The organism is Amycolatopsis sp. WAC 04197 (assembly GCF_003947475.1).
Classification (GTDB): Bacteria; Actinomycetota; Actinomycetes; order Mycobacteriales; family Pseudonocardiaceae; genus Amycolatopsis; species Amycolatopsis japonica.
The window spans coordinates 1-13,771 of record NZ_QHJK01000007.1 but is presented as its reverse complement, the minus strand read 5'-3'; the positions used below and the strand labels follow the sequence as shown (position 1 = coordinate 13,771).

At 68.7% G+C, this 13,771-nt stretch carries 11 protein-coding genes; 2 read left to right on the top strand and 9 right to left on the bottom strand.

Features of this window, described 5'->3' with window-relative positions:
• Positions 1-16 precede the first annotated feature (16 nt).
• A complete protein-coding gene (locus DMC64_RS24170) occupies positions 17-1,090 on the top strand; it encodes a hypothetical protein (protein WP_125735396.1) in 1,074 nt (357 codons plus the stop codon).
• Here the strand turns inward: DMC64_RS24170 and DMC64_RS24165 are convergent.
• The 7 genes from DMC64_RS24165 to DMC64_RS24135 all read right to left on the bottom strand — a co-directional run bounded on the left by DMC64_RS24165 (position 1,056) and on the right by DMC64_RS24135 (position 10,118).
• Entirely contained in the window at positions 1,056-2,525 is a 1,470-nt protein-coding gene (locus DMC64_RS24165; RefSeq protein ID WP_125735395.1) for a cell wall metabolism sensor histidine kinase WalK, read from the bottom strand. The genes DMC64_RS24170 and DMC64_RS24165 overlap by 35 nt on opposite strands.
• Positions 2,522-3,211 (bottom strand): response regulator transcription factor, encoded by a 690-nt coding sequence (locus tag DMC64_RS24160; RefSeq protein WP_125735394.1) that lies wholly within the window; start codon positions 3,209-3,211, stop codon positions 2,522-2,524. Before DMC64_RS24160 ends, DMC64_RS24165 begins: the two co-directional genes overlap by 4 nt.
• A 106-nt stretch (positions 3,212-3,317) precedes the next feature.
• The gene (locus tag DMC64_RS24155; RefSeq protein ID WP_125735393.1) at positions 3,318-3,863 is read right to left on the bottom strand and encodes a DUF4232 domain-containing protein; all 546 of its coding nucleotides are present in this window, start codon (positions 3,861-3,863) and stop codon (positions 3,318-3,320) included.
• A gap of 79 nt (positions 3,864-3,942) precedes the next feature.
• Entirely contained in the window at positions 3,943-5,724 is a 1,782-nt protein-coding gene (locus tag DMC64_RS24150; RefSeq protein WP_199755076.1) for a choline/carnitine O-acyltransferase, read from the bottom strand.
• The gene (locus DMC64_RS24145) at positions 5,721-6,563 is read right to left on the bottom strand and encodes a class I SAM-dependent methyltransferase (protein ID WP_199755075.1); all 843 of its coding nucleotides are present in this window, start codon (positions 6,561-6,563) and stop codon (positions 5,721-5,723) included. The genes DMC64_RS24150 and DMC64_RS24145 overlap by 4 nt, the downstream gene beginning before the upstream one ends.
• Before the next feature lie 9 nt (positions 6,564-6,572).
• Complete coding sequence (locus DMC64_RS24140; RefSeq protein WP_125735391.1) at positions 6,573-7,424, bottom strand: arpA protein; 852 nt, start codon at positions 7,422-7,424, stop codon at positions 6,573-6,575.
• 138 nt (positions 7,425-7,562) lie between these two features.
• Positions 7,563-10,118 carry a bifunctional FO biosynthesis protein CofGH gene (locus DMC64_RS24135; RefSeq protein WP_233629824.1) on the bottom strand — a complete coding sequence of 852 codons (2,556 nt, stop codon included), beginning with the start codon at positions 10,116-10,118 and terminating at the stop codon, positions 7,563-7,565.
• A 185-nt stretch (positions 10,119-10,303) separates the two neighbouring features.
• Between DMC64_RS24135 and DMC64_RS24130 the strand changes: the two genes are divergently transcribed.
• A complete protein-coding gene (locus DMC64_RS24130; protein WP_125735389.1) occupies positions 10,304-11,902 on the top strand; it encodes a transposase in 1,599 nt (532 codons plus the stop codon).
• On the opposite strand, the gene DMC64_RS24125 is transcribed toward DMC64_RS24130, so the two are convergent.
• Complete coding sequence (locus tag DMC64_RS24125) at positions 11,841-12,599, bottom strand: SDR family oxidoreductase (RefSeq protein WP_125735388.1); 759 nt, start codon at positions 12,597-12,599, stop codon at positions 11,841-11,843. The two genes, DMC64_RS24130 and DMC64_RS24125, sit on opposite strands and share 62 nt — an antisense overlap.
• Complete coding sequence (locus DMC64_RS24120) at positions 12,599-13,402, bottom strand: alpha/beta fold hydrolase (protein WP_125735387.1); 804 nt, start codon at positions 13,400-13,402, stop codon at positions 12,599-12,601. Before DMC64_RS24120 ends, DMC64_RS24125 begins: the two co-directional genes overlap by 1 nt.
• Positions 13,403-13,771: the final 369 nt, after the last annotated feature.

Genomic DNA, 13,771 nt, shown 5'->3' with positions numbered 1-13,771 from the left:
TTCCTAGCTTGGCGTCATGACCACCTTGCTCGAGCGGGCCCCGGTCCCCGTCGCCGGGAAGACTTCGCGACGAAGCGTCACCGCACTGTTCGCGATCGCCGTCCTCCTCGCCGGCTACACCGGGTTCCGATTGCCGGGGGAGTGGGCGGCGACCCTGCAGGCCGTGTCCCTGACGGACGGATTCCACCGCCGTTTCCTCGTCGGCACGCTCCTGAAGCCGTTCGGGCACGACTACACGGTCTTCGCGGTCGCGAGTTTCGCGATCCTCGGCGCGCTACTGGCGGTCGTGACGCTCGTCTTCTTCCACAGCCGCACCGAAAGCCGGCGGTGGTTGATCGTCGGCTGGCTCCTGTCGCCGACCGGCGGCTACCTGTTCCACGAGGTCGGCTACCTCGACCAGGTGCTGTATCTGCTGCTGTCCGGCGCGCTGTGGGCGGTGCACCGGAACAGACCTGTGCTCGCGAGCGCGGTGATGGCGCTTTCGGTGACCGTGCACGAGATCGCGTTGCTCACCGTGCTGCCGATCTTCGGTTTCGCCCTGCTGCGGAAGGTTCCGTTCCGGCGCGCGTGCGCGTTGCTCACTCCGGCGGCGGCACTCGGCCTGGGGATCCTCGCCCTGCCGCCCGCCGCTCCCGGCACCATCGACGGTCTCCGGCGCTCACTGTCCACAGCGGACTTCGCCTACCGCGCCGACGCGCTGGATCTGTTCGGGCGCACCCAGTCCGAAAGCTGGCGGCTGTACTCGATCACCGGTGTCCTGCTCTACCTGCTGCCGATCGCGGCCGTGGTGCTCGGCGGTTTCCTGTACCTGCACCGGCCCACGCTCGCGGCCGTGGTGCCCGCCGCCGCGATCGGGGCGCCGGTGCTGCTCGCGTTCGGCGGCTGGGACGACGCCCGGTGGGGTTTCCTGCTGATGACCAACTTCTTCGTGGTGGTGTGGCTCTGGCTCGGCCACCGCGAACTGAAACTGCCCCAGATCGGGGTTCTGGCCGCGCTCCTGCTGGTCCTGACCCACATCCCGTTGCCGTATTTCGACGGCTATACGCCACGTGGACTCACGCTGGTGACTCCCGTGGAAGACGCACGGTGAAAACGGCGCCGCGATCGTTGTCCACGGTGATGTCCCCACCGTGGATCAGCGCGTTCTCCCTGGCGATCGACAACCCCAGCCCGCTGCCCTCGGTCGCCTGGCGCGCGTGATCGCCACGCACGAACCGGTCGAACAGGATCGGCCGCAACTCCTCGGGTACGCCGGGTCCGGCATCGGAGACCCGGATCAGCACCGCGTCGGAAAGGCCTTCCACCGACACGGTGATCGGCGTCCGGCCGTACCGCTCGGCGTTGACCAGCAGGTTGCCCACGATGGTGTGGACGCGGCGCGGATCGGCGGAGACGGTCGTGTCGCCGGTGCTCGTCACCTGGACGGGCGTTTCCGGCACGCTGACCTCGATCGCGTCCTCGACGAGCGCGGGCAGGTCGACGAGTTCGGGCCGCAGGTCCGCGGAACCCGCGTCGAACCGCGAGATCTCCAGCAGATCCTCGACGAGCCGCGCCAGGCGCCGGGTCTGCGTCCCGAGCAACTCGGCCGCGCGGGTCCTGACCTCGGGGCCGGCGTCGTCGAGGGTGTCGACCGTGGCGACCATCGACGCGAGCGGGGTCCGCAGGTCGTGGGCGACGTCGGCGACGAACCGCTGCTGCTGGCGGTCCTTGGCGCGCAGTTCCCCGATCGCCGCGCCGACCCGATCGGCCATCGTGTTGAACGACGCGGCGAGATCGGCGAGTTCGTCGCGGCCCTTCACCGGGACACGGACGTCGAAGGCGCCGTCGCCCAGGTCACGCGCGGCGGAGGCGACTCGCAGCACCGGCCGCCGGATCCGGCCCGCCGCGAAGACGGCCGCCGCCACGCCGAAGACGGTGACACCGAGCGCGATCCACACCAGTTTCCAGCGCTGGGCGGCCAGATCCTGCTCGAAGGCGGTGAGGTCGAAGAACTGCACCACCCAGTACGCGACGAAGTTCCCGCTCAGCACCAGGAGCCTGCGCCCGGTCGCCGGATCGGTCGTGGTCGCCGACAACAGCTTCTCCGGCCCCTGGGTCCGCTGGATGACCAGGTTTCGCACGCTTTCCAGCGCGGCTCGCCGGTCAGGAGGGGCCGCGTTCTCGGCATCCGTCGTCCAGTCGTGGCTTTGCGAAGAGGCTTTGACGACCGAGAGAGGTCCTTCGGGGGCTTTGAAGTCGTCGTTGGTCAGCTGGGGATGGCTCGTGACGAGCATCCAGTCCGCCGCGGCCTTGTCCATTCCCTGGGAGAACATCTCCAAGGCCCGGGGGGAGCCCGCCATGGACTGTTCGAGATGAGGCCATGCCTGGCCGAACATCGCCCCGAACGACATCTTCGCCGCGGCGGTGAACCGGTCGAGCGCGTCGTCCTCCTGGATCTTGGCCGCGCTGAAGGCCATGACCACCGTCGCCGTCGTGGTCACCACCACGACCGCCGCGGTCACCCGGGCACGCAGTCCGAACCTCATTCGCCCACCAACCGGTAGCCGAGTCCACGGACGGTCTTCAGCACCACGGGATTCGCCGGATCGTCCTCGATCTTCGCCCGCAGCCGCGCGACCGCCGCGTCCACGATCCGCGAATCGCCGACGTAGCCGTAGTCCCAGACCCGTTTCAGCAGCGTCCGCCTGCTCAGTACCTGGTTGGGATGCTCGGCGAACTCGACCAGCAACCGGATCTCGGTCGCGGTGAGCGCCAGTTCGACGCCGTCGCGCGTCACACTCATCGCGGCCGCGTCGATCTCCAGCCGCCCGACCCGTAACTGACCGGCCGACGGCCCGGGAGCGGTGACGGCACGCCGCCCGATCGCCTTGATCCGCGCGTCGATCACCCGCGGCTCGGCGGGTTTGACCACGTAGTCGTCGGCTCCGCACTCCAGCCCGGCGACGATGTCGATCGGGTCGCCGCGGGCGGTCAGCAGGACCAGCGGCACCCGGCTGCGCGCGCGGATCCGGCGGCACACCTCGAACCCGTCCATCCCGGGCAACATGACGTCGAGCAGGACGAAATCGAGTTCGCGCCGGTCGGTGAACAGCGCCTCCAGCGCCCGCTCCCCGGTCGGCGCGACGACGACGTCGTGGCCGAGGGCCTTCAACGCGAGCGTGAGCGCTTCGGCGAGTGCGACGTCGTCCTCGACGAGCAGGATGCGCGACATGGTTCCCCCAAGATCGAAAGGCTCACCGATCGTAAGGGCGCTTCGTCGTGCTCGCCGTGGCCTGCGGCGGAACCGTCGCGAAGCCGTGCGGTCTCGTCACAGAACCCTAGTTCTTGAGCTTGGCGTTCCACGCCGTCAGCGTCAGCTTGCCCGTGTTCCCGAGGTCGGTGTCGACCGTGATCCGCTGCTCCGGATCGCCCTTCACCGCCGCGACCGTCACATAGGCACCGGCCTCCGGCGAACCCACGGTGACCGTGTTCGACCACGAGACGACCGAGAGCAGCGTCCCGCCGGGCTGGACCGTCTGCGGGCTGACGCCGGGATCGATCGCCATATACGACGTGCCGTGCTCCACGGCGACGTTCATCGGCCGCTTTTCCTTGTCCAGCAAGCGGATTTCGGGATAGCCGGTAAGCGTGCGCGGGGTCGTGCCGCAGTTGGTGAGGGTGAGTATGACGGCGCGATGGCCCAGTGCGGCCTCGACCGGCCCGGACTTCACCGTCACGCCGGTGTCGAGACAGCCTGCTGGGACCACCGGGCCCGGATCCGGCGTGTGGACGGTGGGCGGGACCGGCGGCGGTGGCGGCGGGGGCTCACCGCACCCCGCCACGATCAGCAGCAATCCACCCAGTGACCCCAGTTTCCCCAGCACGCCGGAACCTTACCTGGGCCGAAAGCGTCCATCACCGCATCCGACGCGGTGAAGGACGCCTTCGGCCCGTTTCAGACCCTCAAGAAGCCAGCAGCTCCTGCAGTTCCCGCACCGCCCCGGTCAGTTCCGTCGCGAACAGCTCCATCTCGTGCGCCACGTGCTTCGGCGTGCACAGGTACAGATTCAACGACTCCGGCAGCAGCACGTACGCGACGCCGATGCACTGCGGGCTGGTCGACCCGAAACCGAAGTACTGGATGTTCACCGACGGCGCCGAGCTGGTGCTCAGGTAGTCGTTGCGCATCTTCAGCCAGCCGGGTGACGAGTACAGCGACGGTGAGTCCTCGACGCCACGCCGCTTCTGGATCAGCTGCAGCTCCCACAGGTGCTGCTCCGGCGCGTCGCCCGCCTGGCACTCCTTCGCCCGCGTGACGTGCTTCGCGGCCGCCGCGCGGAAAGCCGCCTGACGGGTCTGGCGGTCGGCTTGCGGGTCGTTCATCACCTGGACGAACCACAGCACCTCGGGCGTCACCACCCGCATCGCTTCGGTGCGCCCGTTCTGGTACTGCCGCGTCGCGATCGACTCGTACGTCGCGCCCGTGATCCCCTTCGCCCGCTTGTGCGCGAGCTGGTACGCCATCTGCGCGAAGGCGTCCGGGGACATTCCGAGCTCCTTCGCCCGCTTCGCACCGAAGTCGGTGAAGGACACCGTCTTCGTAGCGGTCGCGTCGGCGTACGCGGCGAAGGACGCGGCGGCGGCACGGGCGTCTTCGCGCAGCGCGTCACCCAGGACGAACTCGATGACCTCGGACGACGGCACCCCGTCGGCAGGCGGCCGCTCCAGCCGTGTCCCGCTGAGCAGCGCGTCGGTGAACCCGAGGATCGTGGTCCCGTCCAGTTCGCAGTGCTCGACGTTGATCCCCGCCGTGCCGTCCTCGAACACGATCAGCGACACGGCCTTGTCGAACCAGCGGTTCCCGCTGTCGCCGTGCAGCAGGGCGTCGCACGCCTCCTGCGTGCCCGACGGCGTGAAATCCTCCAGGCACAGGCAGAACAACGCCGTCTCGATGTCGTCGAGCGCGGCCGCGTTCCCCGCCGCCAGCAACGCTTCCCGCGTCGCCGCCCACTCGGCCCTGGCCTTGGTGGTGAAATGCCCGGCGGCGGTCTGCGGGTCCTCGATGAAGTTCCCCGACTTCACGATCGCCTGCAGTCCCGCGACCAGCTGTTCGGGGGAATACGGACGGCCGTCCGGCGCGATGACGTCCATCCGGAACGGGGTGTCGCGGTGGAAGACCACGATGTGCCGCGCCCTCGACGGCCCCGGCCAGTCCTCGCGGTACGGCGTGCGCGCGGTGTCCTGCACGGAGCCGGGGATCCGCGTCGCCGAGAACAGGAACTTGTGCTGCACCATCGACTGCGGCTGCCCGCGCAGCAGGATCGGCGGGACCAGCTCCTCGTCGAGCTTCAGCTTGTAGTCCACCGCCGAAGCCGTCAGTTCGGCCGCGCGTTCCAGCTGTCCCAACGGGGAGTCGGTGAACAGGAAGAAGAAGTTCGCGTTGAGCGCGATCCGGTCGCGACGGCCGAGGTACCGATACGGCCAGAAGGTGTCGAGCCAGCTTCGGACGTCTTCGCGCTTGTCGTAGGCCTCGAGCGCGCTCTGCAGTTCGTGCGCAGGGCTTCCTTCGGCGAGGAACTCGGTGACGGCGCCTTCGGTCTCGGCGAGTTCGCCGGGGGTGAGCAGCGGCGAGCACCACTCGAGGAACCGGCGGCAGGTGTCCTCCAAGCTGGGGACGGGGACCCGCGGCAGGATGTCCTCGTTGCCGAACGTGCGGGTGGACGGTTCCGGACTGCTCACGATCATCCTTGATCTCGAAGGGGAAGGGCGTTCAGCGCGGAGGCGAGCCCGCCCGCCGCGCCGTTCGGGCGGGAGACGAACAGCCGCGCGTACAGCCGGCCGCCGTCCTCCAGCCCACGCGGGTCGACGCCCGCGACGGACAGATTGTCCAGGATCTGCGTTTGTTCCTCATCCGAAGCGAATTTCCGCTGCCGGAAGACGCCCTCGACCCCGGTCGTCTCGTAGTCCAGTTCGCCGAGGCTGTCGGCGACCGGGCCGTAGGAGAACATCCGGAGGACGAAATGCGCCATCCACGGCCGGTTTTCCCGCGCGATCCGCACGAGGGTCTTCTCGGTGACGTAGCCGACGCAGCCGGTCGAGATGACGATGTCGACCTCGGACAGCAACGCGCGCTGTTCCTCCGTCGGTTCTTCGTTCTCCAGATCGACGTGGATCGCTTCGTCGATGAAGCCCGCTGCGAGCGCGTAGTCCAGCGCGGGCGCGGAGGCGTCGAGGCCGATGAAGCGGACGTCGTCGTTCTCGACCATCCGGCGATCGCGCGCGATCAGTTCGTCCCGGCTCAGCGAACCGGCGGACGCGTAGTGGTCGTACAGCCGTTCCATCGTGGTGTCGCATCTGTGCAGCGCCGCGTTCACGCCGTACGAACAGCCCAGGTCGAGCACCGTCGGCACCTTGACGTCGGCTTCCGCCCGGTACTCGTCGATCAGCTTCGCGAAGTAGGCCTTCGCCTGCTGTGGGATGTCGTAGTCCAGCGGACGCAAGGTGCCGAAGAAGGCGCGTGGATCGGGAGCGGTGTAGATGTCGTCGAAATTGATCTTGCCGGTCGAATCCAAAGGCACGGCCATGCTCCTGACTTAGTCGAGCAGCTGATCGCCCCGGACCGCCGCGGAAGCGACGTGTTCCGGCAGGACCCGGCCGAACAGCTGTCTCGTCCGCTCCGGACTGCCGATGACCCCAGGGCGCTCGCTGTACGCGAAGATCGCGGAATGGCGGGCGACTGCCCCTTGAACACTACTCACCCGGTGCAGCGCGAAGCGTCCGCGAAACAGCTGAAGATCGCCAGGACGGAGAGTGAGCCGCCTGATCAGGTGATCGCCTTCGCCCGCCAGGACGGCACGGACGTCGTCGAAGTTCTCCGCCGTTTCGGAGCGGATGTTCGGGCAGTATTCGAAGACACCGCCGTCGGCCGCTTCCTGCGTGAGCATGCTGACCGTGTACTCGTTGGTGTCGAAATGCCACGGGTGCGCGCGGCCCGGTTCGATCACGTTGAGCACCAGACCGGACAGCGGATCGGCGAGTTCGTGCAGTTCGGGGAGTTCGAAGCAGTCGGCCACGAACCGCTGGAACTCGCGGCTCGAGTACAGCTGCTGGATCACCGCGGTCGCCGGGATCCGGTCTCGCGCCACGAAAGCGTTGCCGCGTTCCATGATCGTGCGGCCGGGGTGGTCCTCCGGCAGCGGAGTGTCGATGGCGATGTTGTAGGCGTTGACGCGTTCGACCTTCGCGTACGCCTCCGGAGCGATCTTCGCCCCTTCGCGGCGAAGGACGTCACGCAACTCCGGACGGATGAAGTCGGCCAGCACACTGCAGCCCGTTTCCCGCAGTTCGGCGCGGGTCCGGGAAACGATTTCGCGCCACGCCGGGCTTCCCGGTTCGGACAACGGATAGCGGGCGGTATCGGCCACTTGGACTGCGCTCGCGGTCATCGACGTCCTCTCGGCTGCCCGGAAGTGATTCTCGGGTTTAGCACAGAAAACGCCCACGACCCCCGCGCCTTGTGAGCGGTGCCACACGCAACGTGACGGCCCCCTGACTCGGGTCAGGGGGCCGTCAGGGGCTTTTCGTCAGCTGGTGACAAGCGGCAAGAGCGGACGGCGCACCGCGGTCGCGACGCCGTCGGACGCCTGGGCCGCGGCGATCCGCTCGGCGGTCGGCGTGCCGTACTCGGTGGTCCGCTGGCGCAGCGGACGGCCCAGCGGCTCGACCATCGCGCGCATGTCGCTGATCGTCTTGTACGACCCGTTCGCCGCGCCCGCCATCCGGCTGATCGTCTCCTCCATCAGCGTTCCGCCGATGTCGTTGACCCCGCCCTGCAGCACCGCGCGGCTGCCCTCCTCGCCGAGTTTCACCCACGAACTCTGGATGTTGTCGATCATCCCGTGCAGCAGCAGCCGGGCCAGCGCGTGCACCGCGCGGTTCTCGCGCAGCGTCGTGCCCGCCCTCGCCAGCCCGGCGAGGTAGATCGGCGAACTCTGGTGGATGAACGGCAGCAGCACGAACTCGCTGAACCCGCGCCGCCCGTTGCGCTCCAGGCCTTCCCGCTGCAATTTCGCCAGCAGCTTCAGATGCCCGACCCAGTGCGCCGGGGTGTCGACGTGGCCGTACATCATCGTCGACGTCGTCGTGATGCCGAGTTTGTGCGCGGTGGTGACGACGTTGATCCATTCGGACGTCGGCAGCTTGCCCTTCGTCAGCACCCAGCGCACGTCGTCGTCGAGGATCTCCGCGGCCGTGCCCGGCAGCGAGTCGACGCCCGCTTCCTTGGCCCGCGCCAGCCAGTCTTCGATCGAGAGGTTCGTCCGCGAAGCGCCGTTGACGACCTCCATCGGCGAGTACGAGTGCAGGTGGATGTCCGGCTGACGGCGTTTCACCTCCGCCGCGAGGTCGAAGTACGCGGTACCCGGCAGATCCGGGTGGATACCGCCCTGCATGCAGATCTCGGTCGCACCGGCGGCCCACGCCTCGTCGACGCGGTCGCCGACCTGCTCCAGCGAGAGCGTGTACGCGTCGGCGTCGGTGCGCCGCTGGGCGAACGCGCAGAACCGGCAGCCCGTGTAACAGACGTTGGTGAAGTTGATGTTCCGCGTGACGACGAAGGTGACGTCGTCGCCGTTCACCTCGCGACGAAGGTCGTCGGCGATCTTCGCGAGCGCGTCGAGCTCCGGCCCGTCGGCGTGCAGCAGCGCCAGCGCCGCGTCGTCCGACAGCCCGGCGGGGTTCTTTTCCGCGCTGCGCAAGGCATCCCGGATGTCGGTGTCGAACCGCTGCGGCCCGGTCTTGATGTTGCCCTTGATCTCGGCCCAGTCGCCGTAGACCGAGTCGAAGTCGCTGCGGCGGTCTTCCGTGCGCCCGACGGTGTCGACCTCGACGTGCAGATCGGTACGCCCGGCCTCCTTCCACCCGCCGTCCGGCTCCTGCCACGGGATGCCCACCGGGATGGCCTCTTCGATCGCGAGCCCGGTTTCGGTGTCGGTCAGCGGCGCGAGATGCGCGTTCATCCGCGGGTCCAGCCACGGCTCGCCCGCCTTGACGTACTCCGGGTAGATCGGCAGCCGCTCGCGCACGGTGAACCCGAGCGCCTCGGTGCGGCGTTTGAGTTCGTCGATCTGCGGCCACGCGCGTTCGGGGTTCACGTGGTCGGGGGTCAGCGGCGAGACGCCGCCCCAGTCGTCGATACCCGCGTTCAGCATCAGTTCGTACTGCTGGCCGATCAGGTTCGGCGGCGCCTGGATGCGCATCCGCGGTCCGAGCACCAGCCGCGCGACGGCGATGGTCGCCGCGAGTTCTTCGAGATCGGCGTCCGGGGTCGCGCGCATCTTCGTGTCCGGCTTCGCGCGGAAGTTCTGGACGATGACCTCCTGGATGCCGCCGTAGGTCTTCGCGACCTTGCGGATGGCGAACAGGGAGTCGGCGCGTTCTTCGAAGTTCTCGCCGATGCCGATCAGGATGCCCGTGGTGAACGGCACCGAACTGCGGCCGGCGTCCTCCAGCACCCGCAGGCGGACGTCCGGGTCCTTGTCCGGCGAGCCGTAGTGCGGGCCGCCCTTCTCGGTGTACAGCCGCTTCGCCGTCGTCTCCAGCATCATGCCCATCGACGCCGAGACCGGCTTGAGCCGCTGGAAGTCCTGCCAGCTCAGCACGCCGGGGTTGAGGTGGGGGAGGACGCCGGTCTCTTCGAGCACCCGGATCGCCATCGCCCGGACGTAGGACAGCGTGTCGTCGTAGCCGTGCGCGTCGAGCCAGTCCTTCGCCGCCTTCCAGCGGTCCTCCGGACGGTCGCCGAGGGTGAAGAGCGCTTCCTTGACCCCCATCTCGGCACCCTTGCGGGCGATGTCGAGCACCTCGTCGGGGGAGAGGAACGGCGATTCGACGCGGCCGGGGACCGTCGCGAAGGTGCAGTAGCCGCAGCGGTCCCGGCACAGCCGGGTCAGCGGGATGAACACCGAACGGCTGTAGGTGACCACGCCGGGACGGCCGGCCGCGACGAGCCCGGCGTCGCGGACCCTCGAGGCGTGCTCGGACAGCGTCTTGAGGTCGTCGCCGCGCGCCTGGAGCAGGATCGAGGCCTCGGTGATGTCGAGGGTCTTCCCGTCGCGCGCCCTGGCGAGCGCCCGGCGCATCGCCGAGGTGGTGGGGGCGTTCGCGTCAGCAGGGGATGCCATTCCCGCACGCTATGGCCGGACTCGCTCCACCTGCCAGTGTGCATCCCGCCACCGCGTCACCCACGTGGGTGTGGTCACTGTTTCCGCTGGTCAGCGCATGATCTTGGTTGCCGATCAGGGGCCGCGAGTGTATTACCTAAAGTGTGGCTTCGGTGATCGGTAAGAAGGTCGGCGGGCGGACTTACTACTACCTCGTCACCTCCGCGCGGGTCGACGGCGAGCCGAGGGTGGTTTCGCAGCGCTATCTCGGCACGGCCGAGGAGATCGGGCGCGCGATGGACGGCGACGTCTCCGCGCCCGGCGAAGCGCGTCACCGGACCTTCGGCGACGTCGCGGCGGTATGGGCCACGCTGCGACGGCTCGACTTCGTGCGCCGGGTCGACGAAGCCGTCGGAGCCCAGCGCGCGTCGACCACCCTGGGAACGCATCTCGCGCTCGCCGTCCTTCACCGCGCGACCGCCCCCGAAACGCAGTTAGCCGACTGGTGGCGTGACTCCGTCGCCCGGGAATTCATCCAGGCCGACCTGCCGAATCATCGTCGGGCGCTGCAACGCCTCACGCCGGAACGGATCGCGCGGATCGAGACCGCGGTCGCCGACGCGGTGCTCTCCTGGCTGGGGACGGGCGACGCCGCGCTCGCCGTCGACGTCCCGCAGTTCGCCACCTTCACCACGGCCGACCCCTGCCGCTGCGAACTCGCCGGTCTCGGGTTGGTGGTGACCAAGGACGGCGCGATCCCGCTGGCGTCGCACGTGTACCCGAGGGAAGGGGCGCCGCCGTTCGCCGCGCTCGCCGAAGAACTCCGCTCGCGGTATCCCGTCACGCTCGTCTTCACCGCGGGCCAGGCGGCACAACTGGACCTCGGGCGGCATTTCGTCGGCGCGCTCCCGCTGTCGGAGCATCCGGAACTCCTGGCGAAACCGCCGTCCGCGCGCAAACCGGTCGACCCGGAACGGTTCGCCGGGCTGACCGCCCTCGACACCCGGGCCGTGGTCGCCGGGATGCGGCGGCGCGTGATCCTCACGCATTCGGAGACCCTGCACAACGCGCAGGCCCGCGCGTTCGGCGAGGAACTGGGCACCGCGACCCGCGAACTCGCCGGCCTCGACGCCGCGCTGGCCTCGGGCACGTACCGGGGCGACCGCGGCCAGGTGAACGCCGAAATCGCCCGGATCACCCGCGGCCGTCGCGTCGAACGGGTGCTCTCACCGGCACTGACCGGGACGAAGCCGGGGGAGATCCGGCTGACCTGGAAGGTCGACGACGCCGCGGTGTCGCGGTTGCACGACGAGTTCTTCGGCAAACAGGTGCTGGTCACCGACCACGACTGGCCGGTGGCCGAGGTCGTCACCGCGTACCGGGCCCGCACCCACCTCGACTCGACGTTCCGCTGGCTGACCGGCCCCGCCGTCGCCGGTCCGGCCCCGCGCTGGGAGTGGACGCCGCACCGGATCGCCGTGCACACCCTGGTCACGGTGCTCGCGTCCACGGTCACCCACCTCATGCGGCGCGAGGCCGACCGCGCGGGGATGAACCTTTCGGTCCGCGAACTGATGGACAGCCTCGCGGGGATAGGGGAGACGGTGCTGCGCTATCCGTCCACCGGCGGCCGACCGCGGACGCGGCGCCTGCTGACCGAGCGGAACCCGGAACAGCAGGCGCTCTTCGACCTCTTCGGCCTCAGCTCTCTCGGTGGATATGAAGCGCGGAGAAGCTCTGCACCACCGGCATCAGCTCGATGACGTTGATGTTCACGTGCTCCGGCTGCGAAGCCGCCCAGAAGACGGACTCGGCCACGTCGGCGGCCGTCAGCGGCGTCGTGCCCTTGTAGACGTTGTCCGCCTTGCTCTGGTCGCCCTCGAACCGGACGACGGAGAACTCCGTGCCGCCGACCAGGCCCGGCTCGACGTTGGTCACCCGGACGCCGGTGCCCTGCAGGTCCGCGCGCAGGTTCAGGCTGAACTGGTGCACGAACGCCTTGGTCGCGCCGTACGCGTTGCCGCCGGGGTACGGGTAGCTGCCCGCGACCGAGCCGATGTTGATCACGTGCCCGCGGCCGCGCTCGACCATGCCGGGCAGCAGAGCGCGGGTGAGGTGCGCGAGTCCCTTGATGTTCGTGTCGATCATCTGGTCCCAGTCGTCGAGCTTCGCCCGGTGGGCGGGCTCGAGCCCCTTCGCGAGGCCGGCGTTGTTCACCAGCAGGTCGACTTCGGCGAACTCGGCGGGCAGCGTGCCGGGGAGCGCGGCCACCGCGTCGGCGTCCCGGACGTCGAGCTCGAAGGGGAGGACGTTCTCGCCCAGCTCGCCGGCCAGCTTGTCGAGCCGGTCCTTGCTGCGCGCGGCCGCGACGACCTTGGCGCCGTCGGCGGCGAACCGGCGGACGATCTCGACGCCGAACCCGGCGCTGGCACCGGTCACGAAAACGGTCTTCTGGGGCATCAGTCAATCTCTTTCAAGAATCGTGCGAACACGTCGTTGAACTCGGCCTCGCGCTCCAGGTTAGGCATGTGCGCGGCGCCCTCGATCACCGCCAGGGTGGAGCCGGGGATGAGGTCGTGCATGAGTTCGGCGTCCGCGACCGGCGTGAACTCGTCCTCGGTCCCGACGACGACCAAGGCTGGTACTTCCACGCGGGTGAGGCTCTCCCGGTAGTCCGGACGCTCGGCCCGTCCCCTGAGCGCGGCCGCCGCTCCTTCCTTGGGCGTCGTGCGCATCATCCCGAGGACGTGCGCCGCCACGTCCGGCATCGTGCGGACGTTCTCCGGGGCGACCATCTTCGTCAGCACTTCCTCCGCGTACGGGTTCAATCCCTCCGCGAGGACGCGGTCCGCCATCTCGTTGCGGACGCGCTTGCCCTCCTCCGTCTCTTGTTGGGGAGAGGTGTCGGCGAGCAGGAGCCCGGCGACGCGCTCGGGGTAGGTGCGGTGGAACTCCATGACGATCTGCCCGCCCATGGAGAGGCCGCCCAGTACGAAGCGCTCCAGACCGAGGTGGTCGGCGAGCCGGACGATGTCGGCCGCGAAGACCTCGAGACCCGTCTTCTGGTCCTTTGCCGGCTTGGTCGTCTCGCCGTACCCGCGGAGGTCCGCGGTGATGACCCGGTAGCCCTCCCGGCTGAAGCGTCCGGCCTGGGGCCGCCACATCGAACGGTTGAAGGGGTGGCCGTGGACGAGGACGACGGGCAACCCGGTGCCGAGGTCGTCGTAAGCGACGGAGATGCCGTCGAGTTCCGCAGTACTCATGAGCCCGACGCTAATCGGAGCAATCGCCGGGATCAATACGGTGCAATGTACTCGGAGCAATGTTCTTGCCCGGGAGTTCACCTGCGGGCTCCCGGGGCGATCACCGCGTGATCGCCGGGTCTGGACTCGTTTATGGCCTCTGACCTGCGCGAATGTCGTTAAGGTACCCCCCTGTTTTCGGGGGTTTCCGGCCATGTAAAGTTCTCTTCGTCGCCAGGGAAACCGAGCGGCCGACCGGGACGCGAACCAAGCTCTCGCCTCAGGCGATTGAGTGGGTGTCCCACCAAAAACTGCTAGGAATGACTGCTTCGGATAAGGCCGCTGTGATGGTGGTGCGATTCGGGGTGTGTTGCTTGAGAACTCAACAGT